This window comes from Sphingobium nicotianae, from assembly GCF_018603885.1.
In the GTDB taxonomy this organism is placed as follows: domain Bacteria; phylum Pseudomonadota; class Alphaproteobacteria; order Sphingomonadales; family Sphingomonadaceae; genus Sphingobium; species Sphingobium nicotianae.
Genome location: NZ_JAHGAW010000001.1, coordinates 538,803 through 558,388 on the forward strand (window position 1 = coordinate 538,803; position 19,586 = coordinate 558,388).

The 19,586-nt window shown below is 65.8% G+C and carries 25 protein-coding genes and 1 tRNA gene; 16 read left to right on the forward strand and 10 right to left on the reverse strand.

The features are described 5' to 3' along the window. Positions 1–94: 94 nt before the first annotated feature. Complete coding sequence (gene purB / locus KK488_RS02705; RefSeq protein WP_214621632.1) at positions 95–1,417, forward strand: adenylosuccinate lyase; 1,323 nt, start codon at positions 95–97, stop codon at positions 1,415–1,417. A 24-nt stretch (positions 1,418–1,441) separates the two neighbouring features. Here purB and KK488_RS02710 read toward each other — a convergent pair whose 3' ends face one another. Further along, the gene (locus tag KK488_RS02710; RefSeq protein ID WP_214621565.1) at positions 1,442–1,897 is read right to left on the reverse strand and encodes a hypothetical protein; all 456 of its coding nucleotides are present in this window, start codon (positions 1,895–1,897) and stop codon (positions 1,442–1,444) included. A 135-nt stretch (positions 1,898–2,032) separates the two neighbouring features. Between KK488_RS02710 and KK488_RS02715 the strand changes: the two genes are divergently transcribed. The 5 genes from KK488_RS02715 (at position 2,033) to KK488_RS02735 (ending at position 5,309) form a co-directional block, all read left to right on the forward strand. Then, positions 2,033–2,389 carry a LapA family protein gene (locus KK488_RS02715; protein WP_214621566.1) on the forward strand — a complete coding sequence of 119 codons (357 nt, stop codon included), beginning with the start codon at positions 2,033–2,035 and terminating at the stop codon, positions 2,387–2,389. Continuing rightward, complete coding sequence (gene pyrF / locus KK488_RS02720) at positions 2,386–3,060, forward strand: orotidine-5'-phosphate decarboxylase (RefSeq protein ID WP_214621567.1); 675 nt, start codon at positions 2,386–2,388, stop codon at positions 3,058–3,060. The genes KK488_RS02715 and pyrF overlap by 4 nt, the downstream gene beginning before the upstream one ends. Positions 3,061–3,180: 120 nt before the next feature. After that, a complete protein-coding gene (locus tag KK488_RS21770) occupies positions 3,181–3,546 on the forward strand; it encodes a GNAT family N-acetyltransferase (protein ID WP_432653830.1) in 366 nt (121 codons plus the stop codon). A 51-nt stretch (positions 3,547–3,597) separates the two neighbouring features. Further along, complete coding sequence (locus KK488_RS02730) at positions 3,598–4,029, forward strand: MarR family winged helix-turn-helix transcriptional regulator (protein WP_214621569.1); 432 nt, start codon at positions 3,598–3,600, stop codon at positions 4,027–4,029. Then, a complete protein-coding gene (locus KK488_RS02735; RefSeq protein ID WP_214621570.1) occupies positions 4,029–5,309 on the forward strand; it encodes an MFS transporter in 1,281 nt (426 codons plus the stop codon). The genes KK488_RS02730 and KK488_RS02735 overlap by 1 nt, the downstream gene beginning before the upstream one ends. A gap of 133 nt (positions 5,310–5,442) precedes the next feature. On the opposite strand, the gene KK488_RS02740 is transcribed toward KK488_RS02735, so the two are convergent. Next, complete coding sequence (locus tag KK488_RS02740) at positions 5,443–6,249, reverse strand: Type 1 glutamine amidotransferase-like domain-containing protein (protein WP_214621571.1); 807 nt, start codon at positions 6,247–6,249, stop codon at positions 5,443–5,445. A gap of 274 nt (positions 6,250–6,523) precedes the next feature. Between KK488_RS02740 and ligA the strand changes: the two genes are divergently transcribed. Genes ligA through KK488_RS02755 form a run of 3 tightly spaced genes read left to right on the forward strand, consistent with a single transcriptional unit; the run spans position 6,524 to position 8,336 of the window. Next, positions 6,524–6,925 (forward strand): protocatechuate 4,5-dioxygenase subunit alpha, encoded by a 402-nt coding sequence (ligA, locus tag KK488_RS02745; RefSeq protein WP_214621572.1) that lies wholly within the window; start codon positions 6,524–6,526, stop codon positions 6,923–6,925. 2 nt (positions 6,926–6,927) lie between these two features. Continuing rightward, positions 6,928–7,797, forward strand: a complete 870-nt coding sequence (locus KK488_RS02750) for a class III extradiol dioxygenase subunit beta (RefSeq protein ID WP_214621573.1) — start codon at positions 6,928–6,930, stop codon at positions 7,795–7,797. Beyond that, positions 7,794–8,336 (forward strand): pseudouridine synthase, encoded by a 543-nt coding sequence (locus tag KK488_RS02755; protein ID WP_214621574.1) that lies wholly within the window; start codon positions 7,794–7,796, stop codon positions 8,334–8,336. The genes KK488_RS02750 and KK488_RS02755 overlap by 4 nt, the downstream gene beginning before the upstream one ends. 139 nt (positions 8,337–8,475) lie before the next feature. Here the strand turns inward: KK488_RS02755 and KK488_RS02760 are convergent, their stop codons facing one another. The 4 genes from KK488_RS02760 to KK488_RS21645 form a co-directional block, all read right to left on the reverse strand. Next, on the reverse strand, positions 8,476–9,627 hold the full coding sequence (locus KK488_RS02760) for a cupin domain-containing protein (RefSeq protein WP_214621575.1): 1,152 nt from the start codon (positions 9,625–9,627) through the stop codon (positions 8,476–8,478). 67 nt (positions 9,628–9,694) lie between these two features. Then, complete coding sequence (locus KK488_RS02765; RefSeq protein WP_432653828.1) at positions 9,695–9,973, reverse strand: HNH endonuclease; 279 nt, start codon at positions 9,971–9,973, stop codon at positions 9,695–9,697. A 5-nt stretch (positions 9,974–9,978) separates the two neighbouring features. Beyond that, positions 9,979–10,635 carry an MOSC domain-containing protein gene (locus KK488_RS02770; RefSeq protein ID WP_214621577.1) on the reverse strand — a complete coding sequence of 219 codons (657 nt, stop codon included), beginning with the start codon at positions 10,633–10,635 and terminating at the stop codon, positions 9,979–9,981. Positions 10,636–10,865: 230 nt separating this feature from the next. Further along, positions 10,866–11,258 carry a hypervirulence associated TUDOR domain-containing protein gene (locus tag KK488_RS21645; RefSeq protein ID WP_349356838.1) on the reverse strand — a complete coding sequence of 131 codons (393 nt, stop codon included), beginning with the start codon at positions 11,256–11,258 and terminating at the stop codon, positions 10,866–10,868. On the opposite strand from KK488_RS21645, the gene KK488_RS02780 reads away from it, so the two are divergent. Beyond that, positions 11,154–12,302 (forward strand): glycosyltransferase family 4 protein, encoded by a 1,149-nt coding sequence (locus KK488_RS02780; protein ID WP_214621578.1) that lies wholly within the window; start codon positions 11,154–11,156, stop codon positions 12,300–12,302. The genes KK488_RS21645 and KK488_RS02780 overlap by 105 nt on opposite strands. On the opposite strand, the gene KK488_RS02785 is transcribed toward KK488_RS02780, so the two are convergent. The 3 genes from KK488_RS02785 to KK488_RS02795 form a co-directional block, all read right to left on the reverse strand. Continuing rightward, positions 12,299–12,733 (reverse strand): hypothetical protein, encoded by a 435-nt coding sequence (locus KK488_RS02785; protein ID WP_214621579.1) that lies wholly within the window; start codon positions 12,731–12,733, stop codon positions 12,299–12,301. The two genes, KK488_RS02780 and KK488_RS02785, sit on opposite strands and share 4 nt — an antisense overlap. 59 nt (positions 12,734–12,792) lie before the next feature. Further along, positions 12,793–13,104 (reverse strand): DUF2218 domain-containing protein, encoded by a 312-nt coding sequence (locus KK488_RS02790; RefSeq protein WP_214621580.1) that lies wholly within the window; start codon positions 13,102–13,104, stop codon positions 12,793–12,795. A gap of 99 nt (positions 13,105–13,203) precedes the next feature. Continuing rightward, entirely contained in the window at positions 13,204–13,809 is a 606-nt protein-coding gene (locus KK488_RS02795; RefSeq protein WP_214621581.1) for a PadR family transcriptional regulator, read from the reverse strand. Between the two features lie 102 nt (positions 13,810–13,911). Between KK488_RS02795 and KK488_RS02800 the strand changes: the two genes are divergently transcribed. The 5 genes from KK488_RS02800 (at position 13,912) to KK488_RS02820 (ending at position 17,667) form a co-directional block, all read left to right on the forward strand. Next, positions 13,912–15,231, forward strand: coding sequence for a replication-associated recombination protein A (locus tag KK488_RS02800; protein WP_214621582.1), 1,320 nt, complete (start codon positions 13,912–13,914; stop codon positions 15,229–15,231). Continuing rightward, positions 15,228–15,581: an MmcQ/YjbR family DNA-binding protein gene (locus KK488_RS02805; RefSeq protein WP_214621583.1), complete on the forward strand. Its 354-nt coding sequence runs from the start codon at positions 15,228–15,230 to the stop codon at positions 15,579–15,581. Before KK488_RS02800 ends, KK488_RS02805 begins: the two co-directional genes overlap by 4 nt. Further along, on the forward strand, positions 15,578–16,444 hold the full coding sequence (locus KK488_RS02810) for a hypothetical protein (protein WP_214621584.1): 867 nt from the start codon (positions 15,578–15,580) through the stop codon (positions 16,442–16,444). Before KK488_RS02805 ends, KK488_RS02810 begins: the two co-directional genes overlap by 4 nt. A 323-nt stretch (positions 16,445–16,767) precedes the next feature. Further along, a complete protein-coding gene (locus tag KK488_RS02815) occupies positions 16,768–16,935 on the forward strand; it encodes a hypothetical protein (RefSeq protein ID WP_214621585.1) in 168 nt (55 codons plus the stop codon). Positions 16,936–16,968: 33 nt separating this feature from the next. Continuing rightward, a complete protein-coding gene (locus tag KK488_RS02820) occupies positions 16,969–17,667 on the forward strand; it encodes a glutamine amidotransferase (protein WP_214621586.1) in 699 nt (232 codons plus the stop codon). Positions 17,668–17,766: 99 nt separating this feature from the next. On the opposite strand, the gene KK488_RS02825 is transcribed toward KK488_RS02820, so the two are convergent. After that, positions 17,767–18,924, reverse strand: a complete 1,158-nt coding sequence (locus tag KK488_RS02825) for an aminotransferase (protein WP_214621587.1) — start codon at positions 18,922–18,924, stop codon at positions 17,767–17,769. Positions 18,925–19,277: 353 nt separating this feature from the next. Between KK488_RS02825 and KK488_RS02830 the strand changes: the two genes are divergently transcribed. Then, positions 19,278–19,353, forward strand: a tRNA-Thr gene (locus tag KK488_RS02830). The last annotated feature ends 233 nt before the right edge of the window (positions 19,354–19,586 follow it).

Below are 19,586 nucleotides of genomic sequence, written 5' to 3' on the forward strand. Positions count from 1 at the left end.
CACGTTAAGTTGAGGCGATGAGCTCACCGTTGCCCCTGCCCGCCCAAAGCTTTAGGGGCTGCGCGACTCCCGCCCACAATTCAGGATGCCCGATATGGTGCCGCGTTATTCCCGTCCGCAGATGACCGCGATCTGGGAGCCGGAGGCGCGCTTTCGGATCTGGTTCGAGATCGAGGCGCACGCGACCGACGCGCTCGCCGATCTGGGCGTGGTGCCGCAGAGCGCGGCCAAGGCGCTGTGGGACTGGTGGAAGACGCAGCCCGCCATCGACGTCCCCGCGATCGACGCGATCGAGGCCGTCACCAAGCATGACGTGATCGCCTTTCTCACCTGGGTGGCTGAGCATGTCGGCGAGGAAGCGCGCTTCATGCATCAGGGCATGACCAGCTCGGACGTGCTCGACACCTGTCTCAACGTCCAGCTGACCAAAGCGGCGGATATTCTGCTGGCCGATCTCGACGCGCTGCTGGCCGCGATCAGGCGCCGCGCCTTCGAGCACAAGCTGACCCCGACGATCGGCCGCAGCCACGGCATTCATGCCGAGCCGGTGACATTCGGCCTCAAGATGGCCGAGGCCTATGCCGAGTTCAGCCGCTGCAAGGCGCGCCTGATCGCCGCGCGCGCCGATGTCGCGACCTGCGCCATCTCCGGCGCGGTGGGCACCTTCGCCAATATCGATCCGCGCGTCGAGGAGCATGTTGCGGCCAAGCTCGGCCTCTCGGTGGAGCCCGTCTCGACGCAGGTGATCCCGCGCGACCGCCATGCGATGTTTTTCGCGACGCTCGGCGTCATCGCCAGCTCGATCGAGCGGCTCGCGGTCGAGGTGCGCCATCTCCAGCGCACCGAGGTACTGGAGGCCGAGGAATATTTCTCGCCGGGCCAGAAGGGCTCATCGGCCATGCCGCACAAGCGCAACCCGGTGCTGACCGAGAACCTGACCGGCCTTGCCCGCGTTGTCCGCTCGGCAGTGGTGCCGGCGCTGGAGAATGTCGCCCTCTGGCATGAGCGCGACATCTCGCACTCGTCGGTCGAGCGCTTCATCGGGCCGGACGCGACGATCACGCTCGACTTCGCCCTCGCCCGCCTCACCGGCGTCATCGACAAGCTGCTCGTCTATCCCGAGCGAATGATGAAGAACATGAACCGCATGGGCGGCCTGATCCATTCACAGCGCGTCCTGCTGGCCCTCACCCAGGCGGGCGTCAGCCGTGAGGACAGCTATGCGATGGTCCAGCGCAACGCGATGAAGGTATGGGAAAGCGACGGCGCGCTGTCGCTGCTCGATCTGCTCAAGGCCGATCCCGGCGTCTCGGCCAGGCTGGGCAATGCCGAGCTCGAGGCCTTGTTCGACCTCGACTATCATCTCAAGCATGTCGACACGGTGTTCGCGCGGGTGTTCGGCATCGCGACGGCCTGAGCCGAAGCCCGGGAAGCAGGGCGGCTAGACCCGGCCCTGCTCGTTCTGCGCGATGATCCTCGGATCATGGACGCCGACCTTCTTGCGGCTGTTGCGCAGGACCACGACGAGCGCGCCGAGTGCCGGCGGCACCACCAGCAGGGGAAGATTGTCGAACAGCCCCGCGCCCGGGAGATAATTGGCCCACCAGAGCGCGGCTCCCACCAGCAGTCCCGCGAGCAGGCCGATCTCCAGCCGCCAGGGCTTCGGCCCTTCTGGTTCCGCATGCGGCACCAGCTCCGCCTGCGCGAGCAATTCCTTGAGAACGGCCCTGCCGTCGGCGTCGAGCGGCAGTTCGATGGCGAGCGCGCATTGCCGGATGCGATTGAGCTCCGCATCACGCAGCGGGCCGGAGGTAAAATCGTCCCAGTCCGTCCGGCTGCCAAAGCCGTTCAGGAACGCGGTGATCATCACGATCACATATTGCCGCTCGTCTCGCATGGCCTGGGACTGCCCGAAGCGCCGCGCACAGGCAAGCCCGGGCGCGCAATACCGAGCAAACCCCACACCCCCTAGGCAATCGCCCATTCCCCCGCTACGGTCCGCGCTCAGGACGAAGCAGGGGAAGACAAGCCAATGCAGTTCCTCAGAACCGCTTTCTGGGTGGTGCTGGCGATCATCATCATGATCTTCAGCTTCGCCAACTGGACGCCCGTGACGATCAACCTGTGGGGCGGCCTCCAGCTCGCCACCAAGTTGCCGCTCGTCGTCATCGTCGCGTTCCTCGCCGGATCGCTGCCCTTCTGGGCGCTCCACAAGGCGACGCGGTGGCGCATGCGCCGCAAGCTCGACAATGCCGAGCGCGCGCTCGCGGCCGTCACACCCACCGCCTATACGCCGGTAGCGACCACGACCACCGTCCCCTCACCTGGCCCGGCGACGACGCTGACGCCCGATCCACCCATCGCAGGAACCGATCCGACCCGCCTATGACCAGCATCATCTATGTCGCCATCGATACCCCGCTGCTGACCCGCGCCCAGCAGATCGTCCAGCAGGTCCGCAATCATGTCGGCGGCATCAAGCTCGGCCTCGAATTCTTCTGCGCCAACGGCCATCACGGTGTGCTGGAGATGCGCAAGTTCGGCCTGCCGATCTTCCTCGACCTCAAGCTCCACGACATTCCCAACACCGTCGCCAGCGCCGTGCAGGCCCTGCATACGCTGGAGCCGGCGATCCTCACCGTCCACGCCGCCGGCGGCCGGGCGATGATGGAAGACGCCAAGGCAGCCGCAGGCATGCACACCAAGGTCGTCGCCGTGACCATGCTCACCAGCCTCGACCAGAACGACCTCGACGACATCGGCATGACCGGCGATCCGCACACGCAGGTCGAGCGGCTGGCGAAGCTCGCTCGCGACGCCGGGCTGGACGGCATCGTCTGCTCGGGCGCGGAAGTCGCTCATGCGCGCAAGATCTGGCCGAGCGGCTTCTTCGTCGTCCCCGGCGTGCGCCCCACCGGCGCCAGCAAGGGTGACCAGAAGCGCGCCGTCACCCCGCGCCAGGCGCTCGACGCGGGCGCCTCCATCCTCGTCATCGGCCGCCCGATCACCCAGGCTGCCGAGCCAGACGTCGCCGCGCGCGAGATCGAAGCGACGCTTTAGGGCGCTTCATTGTCCGGCGCGCCATTCATTCATCTTCGAAAGCAGCTCACTGAAAGTCTGGCCACGGTTGCCTTTCCCGAGGGGATATATGTCGACGCTCTCAAGACCCGGCGGGATCGAATGGAAGTGCACGCCCTGTTCGCCGCTTGCTATCAGCAAGGCGGAGGCAGGATTGGCGGCTTGGAGGAATGGTGGTCCAGTATTAGCGAGGATGCTGAATTTGATCCTGCGCTCATCTTTCTCGCGCGCGATAGCAACGGCGAAATTATCGGGGTAGCGCACTGTTGGACGAGCAGCTTCGTCAAGGATCTCGCCGTCTCGCTCAGCCATCGTCGACAAGGGATTGGGACGGCCTTGATGCGTCATGTGTTCGATCATTTCCAGCGGCGTGGCTTTGAAGCAGTGGACCTCAAGGTTGAGATCCATAATCCTTCCGGCGCCGAACGCCTCTATCGACACCTTGGTATGGAGCCGGTCCTCGACTGATGTCAGCTTCGAGCTTGCCTCGGATTGTCGTGATGTATATACATCATTCCCATGCCAACCGTTTCCCTCCCCTGCGTCTGCACGTCCCTGCGCAAGGCCTCGCGCGCGGTCACGCGGCTCTATGACGAGCGTCTCGCCGCCAGCGGTCTCACCACCACGCAATTCGCGGTGCTGCGCAACTTGCGCCATGGCGATCTGTCGCTGAGCCGCCTCGCCGAGTTGCTCGTGATGGATCGCACATCGCTCTACCGGACCCTCGCGCCGATCGAGCGGCACGGTTGGGTGGCGATCACGGCGGAGGATCAGGGGCGCGCCAAGCAGGCCGCGCTCACCCCCGCCGGCCGCGCCAGGATGGAGGAGGCTACTGCCGCCTGGAACACCTGCCAGAGCGAGATCATCGGCGCGATAGGCCCGGATCAGTGGACCGCGCTGGAGAGTCAGCTCGCGGCGCTCGTCAGAGCAACCACGGGAAAGGCCGCTTGATGGCCCCGCTCGCCCGCCTCCTGCCGCCGCGCGGTATCACCATTGGCGTGGTCGCCGTCACCTTCTTCTCGCTGCTCATCTCGGCGGGCCTTCGCGCCACGCCGGGCGTGCTGATGGTGCCGCTGACGCTCAATTTCGGCTGGAGCCGCGCCAGCATCTCCGCCGCCGCCGCGATCGGCATCCTGCTCTATGGCCTCGTCGGCCCCTTCGCCGCCGCCTTCATGCGCAGCTACGGCATCCGCCGCACGATGATCGGCGGGCTCGTGCTCATGTCCGCCTCCACCTTCGCCAGCCTGTGGATGAGCCAGCCCTGGCATTATGTGCTGACCTGGGGCCTGCTCGCCGGCGTCGGCAGCGGCTCGGTCGCGATGGTACTCGGCTCGGCGATCGTCAATCGCTGGTTCGCGACGCGGCAGGGCCTGATGATGGGCCTGATGAGCGCCAGCACGGCAACGGGCGCGCTCATCTTCCTGCCCTTCCTGGCCTGGCTCTCGCGCTATGGCGCCTGGAAGCCGACTGTCATCGCCGTCTGCGCGGCGAGCGCATTGCTTGTGCCTTTGGTCGCTCTGCTTGTCCCCGAGCATCCGCGCGATGCCGGCATGCGCCGCTACGGCGAAGCGCCCGACGCCCCGCTGCCCGAACCGGAGCCCCGCCCCAGCGTCGCAGGCGCCATGGCCCTGCCCTTCACGGTTCTCGCGCGCGGCGTCCGCGCCCCGATCTTCTGGCTGCTGTTCGGCACCTTCTTCGTCTGCGGCCTCACCACCAACGGCCTCGTCGGCACGCACCTCATCGCTTATTGTGGCGACATGGGCATCGCGCCGGTCGCGGCGGCAGGCCTGCTCTCGCTGATGGGCTTCTTCGACCTGTTCGGCACGACCGCCTCGGGCTGGCTGACCGATCGCTACGATCCCAAGAAACTGCTCTGCATCTATTATGGCCTGCGCGGGCTATCCCTGATGGTCCTGCCCTTCCAGACCTGGAACGGCACCACGCTGGCGGTCTTCGCCATCTTCTACGGGCTCGACTGGATCGCCACCGTGCCGCCGACCGTGCGCCTCGCCAACGTCCATTTCGGCGAGCGGGACGCGCCGATCCTGTTCGGCTGGATCCTCGTCGGCCACCAGATCGGCGCCGCCGTCGCCGCCTATGGCGCGGGCCTGATCCGCCAGGACTATGGCAGCTACCTGCCCGCCTTCGTGCTGGCGGGATGCTTCGGCGTGCTGGCCTCGCTGGCCTTCCTGATCACGCCGAACCGGACACGCAGGCTGGCTGTGGCCTGAAATCCCTCCCGTCATTCCCGCGAACGCGGGAATCCAGCAGGCGGATACCTTCGAGGCTGTGTCGACTGGATTCCCGCGTTCGCGGGAATGACGGAGTGAGAGGGCTCGGCTACAATCCCCTCACGCCACCTCGCTAGACCAGCGGCTCGACCGGCATCTCCTGCTCGGTCACCACGCCATCCTTGGCCGAGACATAATAGACCTTCGCGCCCGTCCGCGCGGTCAGGAACTGCTTGGGCTTGTCGCCCTCGAAATAGATGCCCGCGTCATTGTCGCAGGCGAAACCCGGCTTCATCTCGCCCGATCCGATCAGCTTGTGATAGAGCGGCCGGCGCAGCGGCTCGCCGTCATAGTGCGGCGAGTGGCTGCCCTTGATGAAGCCGAGGCATTTGACGATCGTCAGTTCCTTTGGCCGCGAATCCGTGCTGCCTTCCTCGAACCAGGGCAGCGATCCGGCGCTGGCCCCGCCGAGCACGATGCCCTTCTCCCACGCCTGGCGCATGATCAGGTCGATGCCCTGCGCCTTCCAGATCGCCTGCTGGTTCAGCGTGTTGCCGCCCGAGCAGACGATGCCGTCGACGCTGAGCAGCGCCTCCTCCCAGCTCTGCTGCTGGTCGCGCGAGTTGATGAAGCTCGGCTGGTAGATCGCTTCCACCTCCAGCGGCGCCGCCATCCTGAACCAGCGGATGATGTCGTTGGGCTGGTCGCCGGTCGCGGTGGAGAGATACAGGATCCTGGGCCGCGCCTTGCCGGTCAGCCTGGCCATATGGCCGATCCATTTCGTGTCGTAGCGCCCGCCCGCGATCAGGATTTTGCCGTTGGGCGGCGCCATGGGCGCGGCGGGCTGCGCCGCTGCGGCGATCTTCTTAGCGGCTTCGCCCGTGGTGGCGAGCGCGGCCGTACCGACGACGGACGATAACAGGAAATCGCGACGCTTCATTCTGGCCCCCATATTTGAACGGCCTATCAGCGCATTGGGTCGCCCCGTCGTCAATGAGACGTTATTCGTACAAGACGGTGCCCACTGACCGATAAATTCAACTCCGTTGATGGGACAGCGCGCCTCCGACAGTGGCAACCCATCCAATCCTTCGCACTTGCAGCAAAATTCCGATTGATTCCGCATCTGCACAATGACTATGGGCAGGCGCCCACTGGTCACGCCCGCGTGCGACGACTATATATCCAGCCCGCGCGATCGAAAGGTCTGCCCAATGCGTACTCGCCCCTATCCGCTCTCCGAGCTGGACGATATCCCCGGCACCACGGTGTTCACCGCCAGGCGCTCGCGCGAGGCTTATCATCTCCACAAATTCTGCATGTCGCTGATGGACGCGGGCAATCGCGCTGCCTTCAAGGATCACGAGCGCGCCTATCTCGACAAGTTCCGGATGAGCGAGGAGCAGAAACGCGCCGTGCAGGACCGCGATTTCAGCAAGTTGATCGACCTGGGCGGCAACATCTATTTCCTCGTCAAACTCTCCAACACGGATGGCTGGAGCACCCAGCGCGCGGTCGGATCGATGACCGGCATGACCGCCGACGAATATGCCGCGATGATGCGCGCCGGCGGCCGCTCGCCCGAGGGCCAGCGCTCCATCCGCGAGGGCAACTGACGATGGCACGCATCACTGCCGGCATCGCCACCAGCCACGTTCCCGCGATCGGCGCGGCCTTCGATCAGGGCCGCTCGGGCGACGATTATTGGGCGCCCGTCTTCGCCGGCTATGACTGGGTGAAGGAATGGGAGAAGAGCGAGAAGCCCGACGTCGTCATCCTCTGCTACAACGACCATGCCTCCGCAATGATGCTGGACGTGGTGCCGACCTTCGCGCTCGGCATGGCGGAAGAGTTCACCCCCGCCGATGAAGGCTGGGGCGCGCGCGAGGTGCCGGTGGTGCAGGGCCATATCGAGCTGGCCGCCCATCTCGCCGAGCAACTCGTGCTCGACGATTTCGACCTGACGCTGATGAACAGCCTCGACGTCGATCATGGCTGCACCGTCCCGCTCAGCCTGATGTTCGGCAAGGTCGCGGAATGGCCGGTCAAGGTCATCCCGCTCGCCGTCAACGTGACGCAATTCCCGACCCCTTCCGGCAATCGCTGCTGGATGCTGGGCGAGGCGATCGCCCATGCCGTGGAGAGCTTTCCGGAGGATCTCAACGTGCAGATCTGGGGCACGGGCGGCATGAGCCACCAGCTCCAGGGTCCCCGCGCCGGCCTCATCAATCCCGAGTTCGACAACAGCTTCCTCGACGGCCTCATCGATGACACCGACCGGCTGCGCGCCATCACCCGCCTCGATTATCTGCGCGAATCCGGCACCGAGGGCATCGAGCTCATCATGTGGCTGATCATGCGCGCGGCGCTCGGGCCGGATGTCGAGGAACTGCACCGCTTCTATCATGTCCCGGCCTCGAACACAGCGGTTGGCCATATCGTGCTGCGGCCAAAGAGCATTGGAGCGTTGGCGCAGGCGGCTGAGTGAGCCGCCTGATCCTGTTCAACAAGCCCTACGGGGTGCTCTGCCAGTTCACTAATGAGAGCACGGGCGCGCCGCGACCCACGCTCGCCGATTATATCGACCTGCCCGGCGTCTATCCCGCCGGGCGGCTGGATCTCGACAGCGAGGGCCTTTTGCTGCTGACCGATGACGGCCGGCTGCAGGCGCGGATTGCCGATCCCAGATACAAGATGCCGAAAACCTATCTCGTCCAGGTCGAGGGCGAGCCGACGGACGCCAGCCTCGATGCGCTGCGCAAAGGCGTCCGGCTGAAGGACGGACCGACTCTCCCCGCCGAGGTCGAGCGCATCGCCGCTCCCGACCTCTGGCCGCGCGACCCGCCGGTCCGCTTCCGCAAGACAGTGCCCGACTGTTGGCTCAGGCTGACGATCCGCGAAGGCCGCAACCGGCAGGTACGGCGGATGACGGCCGCTGTCGGCCTCCCCACCCTCCGGCTGGTGCGCTGGTCGATCGGCGACTGGACGATCGAAGGCATCGCGCCGGGAGAATGGCGAGCGGCTTGAAGCTGCTCAGGACGCGATCACACTCCTCGTCATTCCCGCGAACGCGGGAAACGCCAGTTCGCCGAAGGCAATCCAGGACGCATGGACACTCCGCTGGGAGTGGAGTCCCGCGTTCGCGGGAATGACGACGGAGGCGAGTCTAGTCGTCCGGATCGAACGCCAGACTTCCCTCATTGAACAGCGTCACAAGCAAGGCCATCGCCTCGTCGGAGCCAAGCAAGTCCTGATCGATTACGATCCGGCCGCTGCCGCACAACTGCTCGGCCAGCGCAGCCATTGCGCCCGCGCACGGGAAACTCTCCCCATCGACGAACAGCAAAGTCGTCCCATCCCCCTGCCTTACGAACGAGAATCGGCTCGCCGGATTACGCACCAGCCCCTCACCCTTCGCCAACTCCCGGCGCATCTCCTCCCCCTCAACCGGCTCGTCCGGCGCCCAGTCGACATCGGGATATTTGCGCGTGGTCGTGTAGCCGCCGAACCAGCGCGCGAAGGCGTCGCGGTCGAGCAGCGCGTCACTGATCATCCCCTGCAGCCGCGCCAGCGCAGCGCTGCTGATTTCGCCCGGATTGTCCTGCGGGGCCAGATCGGGATCGCCATAGCGGTCATCCTCGGCCAGCCGCGCGAGCACGTCATCGCAGAAATGCGCGATCAGTTCGCTCCGCGACGGCGCGCGAAAGCCGATCGAATAGGTCATGCAGTCGTCGCCGACCGCAATGCCGTCATGCGCCACGCCCGGCGGCACGTAGAGAATGTCGCCCGGCTCCAGCACCCACTCCTCGACCGCCTCGAAATCGGCGAGCAGGCGCAAATCGTCATGCGGCAGCAGTGGCGTATCGGCGTCGCACGGCCCGCCGATCCGCCAGCGGCGCTTGCCGAGGCCCTGTACCAGAAACACGTCATATTGGTCGAAATGCGGTCCCACCCCGCCGCCATCGACGGCATAGCTCACCATCACATCGTCGATGCGCCAGTTGGGCACGAAGCGGAACGGATCGATCAGCGCGGCGACATCGGGAACATGATGATCGACGGCCTGGACGAGCAGGGTCCACGGCGCCTTGCCGAGCTTGGCGAAGCGGCTCTCCTCCAATGGCCCGCGCTCGAGCATCCAGCCGTCGCGGCGTCGCAGGATCAGCCGCGCCTCGACATCGGCTTCGCAAGCGAGCCCGGCCAGTTCGTCGGGCTCGAGCGGATTGCGCCATTCCGCCCAGGGATTGCGGATCAGCAGGGGCTTCTTCTGCCAATAGTCACGCAGGAAACGCGCGGAGTCGAAATCGGTGAGGTCCATGGCCAAAGCCTATGTCATGGCGGAGCCTGTTCCCAAAGTGCTGTCGGTCAGGATCGGCACGTGGGGATCATCGGCGTCTCCCGTGCGTGGGCGCATGAAAGTCCGGCGCCTTTCCCGCCACCCAGCGTAGAAAGTTCGCGAGCGCCGGATCGGCCCGCAGCGCGGCCAGATCAGCGCCCAAGCGCTGCAATTGACCGTTGCTGAAATTGGCATGGATGGCGCGATGGCAGATGGGGTGAACGGCCATCGTCTCGCGCCCGCCCTTCGCCTTGGGAACCGGGTGATGCCACTCAATCCTCCGGCCGAGCGGTCGTTCGCAGAGCCAGCACCGCGTGCTCGCCGCCACGCAGCTCACCGTGCGAGCTTCTCCGCCCGGCTCCGCCACGCCCCAGCCAGCACACTCATCCGCGCCAGCGCCGCGACGCCCGCCGGGTCACTCTTGTATCGGCCGCCGACCAGCAGTTCGAACACGCGATGAATGGGCCAGTCCGGGTGCGGCCGCTCGGTCAGCGTCAGCACATCGCCCGCCCGCGCCTCGCCCTCGCGGATCACGCGCAGATAAAGCCCGCAGCGCCCGCTCTCGACAGCCTTGGCGAGCACATTCGGGCGGCCGAAGCGCGCATTGAGCTTCGAGCAGGGCTGGCGGCCATGGCTGATCTCCAGCAAGGAGGAGCCGAGCACGAACCTGTCGCCCAGGCACAGCTCGCGCTCCGTGGCGCCGCGGGTCGCCAGATTCTCCCCGAACGCACCAGGATCGTGCAGCAGCGGATGATCACCGATCGCCTCTCGCCACCAGGGATAATGGTCCTGCGGCACGAGATGCACGGCCTTGTCATGGCCGCCATGATTGATGGGATCGGCGACCATGTCGCCTTCCAGGCCCAGCCAGCCGATCCGCACCGGCCCCGTCCGGGGCGTCTTGCCCATCGCGCTCAGCACGTCAGGCGCCAGCAGCGCAGGCGTTCCGGTCAGCAGCGCGTCGAGCGACAGGGCAAGGGTGGACGTCATCGCGGCGCAATGCCATGGCCGGCCGATCTTGACCAGACCAGTGGCGCGCGGAAATCGCTGTCCTACGCGCCACGCATCATGCCATGCCTGTCCAGTCCCGATCGATTTTATCGATCAGGCGAACTGCGGAAATGTTGGAAATGGCGGTTTCAGGGGAAGGACTTATTTATTTTCCCTGTGACCTTCGTGACCTTCGGACCCGCTCCGCCGTCTGTGATCGAGTGAGGCGATCAGTCTCGATGAAGTTCGGAACCGAGTTTCAGCACATGCGCGTCCCCCGTATCGATCAGATAGGCCGGATTGTCGGGCGAGCCCTTCCGCACGATGCGCTTGCCCCCGATCGTGCGCTGGACGCGCCGCTCGAACCGTTCGACCACCCGGCCATGACCTTCGCCCCGCTCCCACGCCCAGCTCGCCGCAGCGCCCGCGTAAAATCCTTTGCTTATGCCGGGAAAAGCGCGCGAGCCGCCAAGCGAGTTCCCTTTGCCCCCGCGCGCACGATCGCTATAGGGTCGCGGATGCTTCCCAGCGATCTTCGCATAGCCCTGTTCAGCGGCAACTATAACTACGTCCGGGACGGCGCCAATCAGGCGCTCAATCGCGTCATGGGATCGGCCCTGAATGCCGGCGCGGCCGTGCGGGTCTATTCGCCCACGACCGAAACGCCCGCCTTCGCGCCGACCGGCGATCTCGTCTCGGTGCCGAGCTGGCGCCTGCCCGGCGGGCGCGGCGAATATCGCCTCGCCCGCGGGCTCTCGGACGCCGTCAAGCGCGACCTCGCGACCTTCCGGCCCAATATCGTCCACGTCTCCGCGCCCGACATTCTCGGCCATCGCGCGGCGAACTGGGCGCGCGCGCAGGGCATCCCCTGCATCGCCTCGCTCCACACCCGGTTCGAGACCTATCCGCGCTATTATGGCCTGGGCTTTCTCGAGCCATTGCTGGTCGGCCTGCAGAAGCGCTTCTACAATCGTGTCGACCAGGTGATGGTACCAAGCCCCAGCATGAAGATCTTGCTGGAACAATGGGGTGTCACCACGCCGATCGGCATCTGGTCGCGCGGCATCAATCATGAGCGCTTCCATCCTGGCCGGCGCGACGAAGCCTGGCGGCGCAGCCTCGGCATCGCCGACGACGACGTGGCCGTCGGCTTTCTCGGCCGGCTGGTACTGGAGAAGGGGCTGGGCGTCTTCGCCGAGGTCATCGGCGAGCTCAAGCGGCGCGGCGTCCCACATCGCGTGCTGGTCATCGGCGAAGGCCCGGCGCGCGACTGGTTCGCGCAGCGCGTTCCTGAGGCCGTGTTCACCGGCTTCCAGGCCGGCGACGATCTCGCCCGCGCCGTGGCCGGCATGGACATCTTCTTCATGCCCTCGGTCACCGAGACGTTCGGCAATGTGACGACCGAGGCGATGGCGGCCAGCGTGCCGGTCGTCGCCGCGAGCGCCACCGGCACGATCGACCTCGTCGAGGATGGCGTCACCGGCTTCCTCGTGCCGCCGCAGGACGTGCGGGCTTATGCGAATGCAATCCAGCGCCTGATCGAGGATCCGGCCCTGCGCGCATCCGCCGGCCGCGCCGGCCATGCGCGCGTGCAGGGCTATGAATGGGATGAGGTCAATGCCGCGATGATCGCGGCCTATCTCGATCTGGTGGCGCGCAAGGCCTAACGCAGGATGCCTTGCTCCCGGCAGCGGCGCGTGTACCAGATGAGGAAGATCAGGACGACCCAGATGGCCACCTGGATGCCGATCATCGCCGGCATCGTCATGCTTGCCGGCATGCCTGTCGAGACCTGATAGACCATGCTGGCCGCAAGGCCGAGGAGGGACAGGCCGAAGGCCGGCACGGCCCAGCGCGAGCGGACGAGCATCAGGATCGAGCCCAGCAGCGAGAACCAGACGCCGATCGCCCAGGCGCCATGCACCCAGGCGGGCAAGCCATAGACGTAGGCGAGCTGATCGGCGGGGAGCTGGGCCAGATAGGCCGCGTTATGCGTCTCGGTCATCACATAGTCGACGCAGCCGAACGCGTTCCACAGCAGCCCGACGACCGTGATGATCCAGTAGATCATGCCTGCACGTGGTTGTGCTTGTTCCATCACACCCCTCCCATCGCTTATGGGGAGGAGCATAGCGCAAAAGCCGCGCGAAGGCGAGATCAGCCCCAGACGAAGGTGAGCGGCGCCTCGCGGAACGCAAACCGGTCGAGATGACGGGCGACCGTGCCCTTCAGCGCCTCGAGATGCTCGGGGCTGCTCGCCTCGATGGTCACGTCCAGCGTCTCCGGCCTGGCTTCCATGAGGACGAGCGCATCGGCCGACCAGGTCGCACCGCGCGAATCCTTCGGGAAGACGATGCGGCTCTGCTCGGGCGTGAACTCCACGTCGAGATTGTGGCTCCAGTGCTTGGACAGCTGCTGGAGATAGCGGCTGCCGCTCCTGGTCGGCACATGCGCGGTCGACTTGCTCATCCTGCGATCCTCTTCAATGTCCGCCGTCGAGGCTGACAGCGCGGCGGCGCTGGCGTCAAGCCCCAGCCGCCGCCGCAACATCTCCAGTCGAGGCACGCCCTACAGCCGCTCGATCTTGCGCACCGCCTCGTCGATGATCTCGGCGATCTGGTGCGGCAGCTCGGTATTGCCGTCCTCGCCGCGCAGCTTGCTCTGCAGCGCCGACTTGAGATTGCCCATCGCGCGGCGCACCGGTCCGCGATCCGAGCGTTCGCGCATCTCCCCGACCCCTTCGAGCCGGGCCATCAGCGCCGCGACTTCCTCCGCCCGCTCCGCCAGATGGGCTTCGCCCGCCGGCGTAATCGCGTAGAGCTTGCGCGCACCTTCACTCTGCTGCTCGGCGATCAGCTCCATGTCGGCAAGCAGGGTCAGCGTGGGATAGACGACACCCGGGCTCGGCGCATAGGCACCGCCGGTCATCTCCTCGATCGCGCGGATCAGGTCGTAACCATGACGGGGCCCGCCCTCGATCAGCTTGAGCAGGACGAGGCGAAGCTCGCCGCCGTCGAACATGCGGCGACCGCCGCGCATCGCGCCCTGGATCGTCTCATTGACGAAATTGTTGATGGTCTCGTTGAAGCCGGGATCGAACGGGTTCCAGTTGCCGCGTCCCCGACCACGCCCGGCACCATGCCAGCCGCCCCAACCATGTTTATGTCCATGCATATCACGATACTCTTGTGATTCGTTATGATGTGTCTAAGATATATCTTAATCGTTTCTTGGCAAGCCCCATGCAATAAAATCCCGAACGACTATATTGGGGCCATGTCCGATCTGTTTGGCGGCCTGCAGGCCGCGCCCCGCCCCGAGGAACCGCGCGCCGACGCGCCGCTGGCCGACAAGCTGCGCCCGCGGACGCTCGGCGAGGTAGTCGGGCAGGATCATCTGACCGGGCCGGACGGCGCGATCGGCCGGATGGTCGCGGCGGGCCGCCTCTCCTCGATGATCCTCTGGGGACCGCCCGGCACCGGCAAGACCACCCTCGCCCGCCTGCTTGCCGATGCGGTCGGCATGCGCTTCGCTCCGATCTCGGCGGTCTTTTCCGGTGTCGCCGATCTCAAGGCCGCCTTCGCCGCGGCGCGTGATGCCGCCCGTGCCGGCCAACGCACCTTGCTGTTCGTGGACGAGATCCACCGCTTCAATCGCGCCCAGCAGGATGGCTTCCTGCCCTATGTCGAGGACGGGACCGTGACCCTGATCGGCGCCACCACCGAGAATCCCAGCTTCGCGCTCAACGCGGCTTTGCTCTCCCGCGCGCAGGTGCTCATCCTGCGCCGGCTCGACGAGGCCGCGCTGGCCGAGCTCCTCACTCGTGCCGAGACGCTGGCCGGCAAGCCCCTGCCCCTTACTCCGGCTGCGCGCGAAGCGCTCATCGCCTCGGCCGATGGCGACGGACGCTTCCTGCTCAACCAGGTCGAGACGCTGCAGAGCATCGCCATCGACGCCCCGCTCGACCCCGCCGCGCTGGCCGAGCTGCTGCACCGGCGCATGCCGGTCTACGACAAGGACCGCGAAGGCCACTACAATCTGATTTCCGCGCTCCACAAGGCGCTGCGCGGATCGGACCCGCAGGCCGCGCTCTATTATATGGCGCGCATGCTGGTCGCGGGCGAGACGCCGCTTTATGTGCTGCGCCGGCTCGTCCGCTTCGCCAGCGAGGATGTCGGCCTCGCCGATCCGCAGGCGCTGGTGCAATGCCTCGCCGCCAAGGACGCCTATGAATTTCTCGGCTCGCCCGAAGGGGAGCTCGCGATCGTGCAGGCCTGCCTCTATCTGGCGACCGCGCCCAAATCCAATGCCGCCTACAAGGCACAGGGCGCCGCCTGGCGCTCCGCGAAGGAGACTGGATCGCTGATGCCGCCCGCCAATATCCTGAATGCGCCGACCAAGCTCATGAAGGAGATCGGCTACGGCAAGGGCTATACCTATGATCATGACACGGAGGATGGCTTCTCCGGCGACAATTACTGGCCCGAGGAGATGCAGCCGCAGGCCTTCTACACGCCGACCGAGCGCGGCATGGAGAAGCGCATCGCCGAGCGCATGGCCTGGTGGGACGAGCGGCGGCGGGAGCTGAAGGCATGACGACGAGCTGGGAAAAGGCCGTGGCCTATGCGCTGTCGCTGCCCGATACCGAGATGGGCACCAGCTATGGCAAGCCGGCGGTGAAGGTCTCCTCGAACGGCCGCGCCTTTCTCTACACGGGCCATGAGGACCAGAGCTCGTTCGGCATCGCGATCGATCTCGACACGGTCGAGATACTCAAGGAGACCGACCCCGAAACCTTCTGGCAAACGCCGCATTACGAAGGCTGGCCAGCCGTGCTCGTCCGCTATGACAGCCCAGACCCCGAGCGGGTCCGCGCGATGATCGAGCGTTCGCGGGACTGGACGGCGGCCAAGCCCAAGGTCAAACCGCGCAAGAAGAAGGCTTGAGCCGCTTCTCGCACTTCGCCGCGATCGACTGGTCCGGCGCGGTCGGGGCGCGCCAGCGCGGCATTGCCGTTGCGCTCTGCGCGCTCGGAGATGCGGCGCCCGTCCTGGTGCGACCCGGCCACATCTGGTCCCGCCAGGACGCGCTGGACTGGATGCTGCACGGCATGCCCGCCGACACGCTGGTCGGGCTCGATCTCGGCCCGTCGCTGCCTTTCGTCGATCGCGGGGCCTTCTTCCCGCACTGGGCGGAGAGCCCGGTGGATGCGCGCAGCCTGTGGGCGCTGGTCGATCGCTTGTGCATCGACGACCCACACCTCTCGGCCAGCAGTTTCGTCGATCATCCCGAGGCCGCGCGCCACTTCCGGCGCCATGGCGGGCGGGAGGGCGATCTGTTCGGCGGCGGGCGGGGCCGCCTGCGCGTTACCGAGCTGGCCCAGATGGCGCAGGGGCTCAATCCCTGTAGCAATCTAAACCTTGTCGGCGCGGCGCAGGTCGGCAAGTCGAGCCTCACCGGCATGCGCGTGCTGCACCGTGCGCAGCATCGCCTGCCGATCTGGCCGTTCGATCCCGATCCGGGCAGCGGCAGCCTGATCGTCGAGATTTATACGAGCATCGCCGCCCTGGCCGCCGGCAAGCGCAAGGGCCAGACCAAGATCGGCGCCGGGGAGCTGGACGACCGGCTCTCGGCGCTGGGCAGCGCCCCGCACGTGCCGTTGGCCGGGCGCTACAGCGATCATGCCACCGACTCGCTGCTGACCGCCGCCTGGCTGCGCCACGCCCATGCGCGCGCCGAGCTGTGGGCGCCGGCCGGCATGACGCCGGATGTGGTGCAGACGGAAGGCTGGACGTTCGGGGTCATCTGAGCCCACACTTCGTCGTTCCCGCGAACGCGGGAATCCAGTCTCAAGATTATGGACAAGGGCGACATCCATCTGGATTCCCGCGTTCGCGGGAATGACGAGGGTTTGGCACGACACGCTGCTCCCCCAAACAAAATTTATCGCCCGCCCAATCATCCCTTGATTGCCTATTCTCAATTGAAATAGCAGAGATAGTTCGTCCGAAGGGCTGAACCTTTCGGAACGCGGCTTTTGATGAATGTCAGCTTGCTCCGCGTCACCAACCGCTAAAGCGCACGGCTCCTACGCGACAACGCCGGATTCGTGCTCCGCAATGGAGAAACGAAATGGCTCTCTTGAAGACCAAGCCCCGCCGTCAGCCCCAGCAACCTCGCCGGGGTCACCTTCCGCCTCTGCCGCATCCCTCCTGGCGCATCGGCGCGGTGGTGCCCGGCGGCGGCGGCGCGGGGCAGATTGTCCAGGCTCGCGACTTCTGGGATCGGCTCGGCATTTAAGCGGCGCCGGCCGGGGACGTCTTCAGACACGCCATGAAGCGCGCGCTCATCATCCGCCACGTGCCCCATGAAGGCGTGGCCGGCTATCGCCAGCCGATCGAGGCGGCCGGCTATGCGATCGACCGGGTCGACGTCAGCGATCCGGCCTTCGGCGCGATCGACCTGCGCGAGCCCGATCTGCTGATCATGATGGGCGGGCCGATGGGCGTCTATGAGCAGGAGGCGCATCCGTGGATCCGCTGCCAGCTCCGCCGCCTGGCGCCGCGCCTGGAGGCGGATCGCCCGACCCTCGGCGTCTGTTTCGGCGCGCAGATGATCGCGGCGGCGCTGGGCGCCGAAGTCTATCGCGGGCCGGTCAAGGAAGTCGGTTTTCATCCGGTCGAGGTCAACGATGACGGCTCCGCCGGCCCCCTCAAGCATCTTGTCGCCACGCCCATCCTGCATTGGCATGGCGACAGCTTCACCCGGCCGGAAGGCGTCGAGATGCTCGCATCGAGCCATCTTTACGAGCATCAAGCCTTCCGGCGGGGACCAAATCTGCTCGCGCTCCAGTTTCATGCCGAGATGGGCGAGGATGCGCGCTTCCACCAATGGGTCGACGAATGGCCCGAGGCGGTCTGCGAGACCTGCGGCGATGCCGACCGGCTCCGCGCCGCGCATGAAGCGCACGGCCCGGCTGCGGTCGCAGCCGGACGCGCGATGATCGGCGAGTGGCTGGGCGGATTGCAGTGAGCCGCCCCGACATGGTCCTACTCCTTCCCGTTCGCCTGAGCTTGTCGAAGGGCTGCCCTTCGACAAGCTCAGGCGAACGGTTTTGGGAGCAAGTACCCGTTATCCGACCAGCGTCTCCCGAAATCTCGCCAGCCTCGCCAGCGCCTCGTCGAGCATCGCTTCCGGCTTGGTGAAGCAGAAGCGCACGAAGCGAGTCTCGGGATCCTGCGCGTAGAAGGCCGAGAAGGGTATCGTCACCACGCCGGCCTCGCGGACCGAGCGATCACTGAACTGCCCGTCTGGAATATGAATTCCCGATCCCGGCAGATCGACGTGCAGGAACCAGGTCGCGCTGCTCGACAGCACGGCATAGCCGGCCGCCCTCAGCCCTTGCTCCAGCCGCGCCCTACCATCCGCATGGCTCTGCACATGCGCCTTGTGCCATTCGGGAGGGAGCATCAGCCCTTCCGCCACCGCCCATTGCAGCGCCGGCGGCGTGGTGAAGGTCAGGAATTGATGCGCCCGCGCGATCATGCTCGCGAGCGGGGGCGCAGCGCAGAGCCAACCGACCTTCCAGCCGGTCACCGAGAAGATCTTGCCCGCCGAGCCGATCTTGACGGCGCGATCGCGCAACGCGGCGATCGCGAGCGGCGACACATGGCGCGTCCCGTCGAACACCATCGCTTCCCACACCTCGTCACAGACCAGCACGATGTCGTTGGCAACGCAGATCTCCGCCAGCATCTCGAACTCGGTCGCGCTGATCATGCTGCCGGTTGGGTTGTGCGGACTGTTGAGCAGGATGACGCGGGTCTTGCTTGTCACCGCCGCGCGGATCGCCGCCATCGGCAAGCGCCAGTGCGGCGGCTCCAGACTGACGAGCTTCGGCACCGCTCCCACCAGCTCGGCCAGCGGGACATAGGCATCGTAGAGCGGCTGGACGAAGATGATCTCGTCACCCGGATTTAGCAAAGCGAAGATACAGGCGGCGAGCGCTTCCGTCGCGCCGGAGGTGACGACGATTTCCTCGTCGGCAAGGGTCAGGCCCTGCTGCGCGGCGTAATAATGCGCGATTGCGGCGCGCAGCTCGGGCAGGCCGCGCATCGGCGGATACTGGTTGGACTTGTCCCGGAGTGCGCGCGCCGCGGCGTCGAGCAGCTCGGCCGGCCCCTGCGCATCCGGAAAGCCCTGCCCCAGATTGATCGCGCCGGTCTCGCGCGCGAGGCCGGACATGACCTCAAAGATGGTGGTCCCGAGCTTGGCGATCGATCGGTTCATAGAGCCTCTGAAATTCTGTCTGCGCGCATCCCGCATAAGGGCATTGCGGGAACGATGCCAGATCGCCAGCGGAAGCGATAACGAACACTGTGAGACAGCCTGTCCGGCGCACCGCCTCTTTCGCGTTGACCCCGAAACAGGCTATCCTTAGGGAGCAGCGCGGATCGCCGGATTAGCACAGTGGTAGTGCAGCGGTTTTGTAAACAAACGGCCAGCGGAAATTCGAGCGGCGAAATCGGCAGAAAACTACCGATTTCTAATCATGCCCATTTCTGCGTTTCGTTTCAAGGGCACAATTCGGGCACATTTCCAAACTTGGCGATTGCTCCTTTGGCCGCTATGGGCGGCGTCGGGCCGGCTTAGCTCAGTTGGTAGAGCACCTGATTTGTAATCAGGGGGCCAGGGGTTCGAGCCCTCTAGCCGGCACCAGTTTCGTAAACTCCCTGTCACAATCTGACACTGACAATCGCAAAACTTTGAAGTGTCATTGGTCGAAACCCGCGTGACTTATGGGCGCATCGCAAACGTCCGCTTCGTCGGACACCGCGTAATTGATCTAGCCACCCTCCTGGATGGTACGAAGTCGTGTGAACGCTTCAATGCAGGAGGGTGACCGATGTCGATCTATGCAGGATTGGATGTTAGCGACAAGACCACGCATA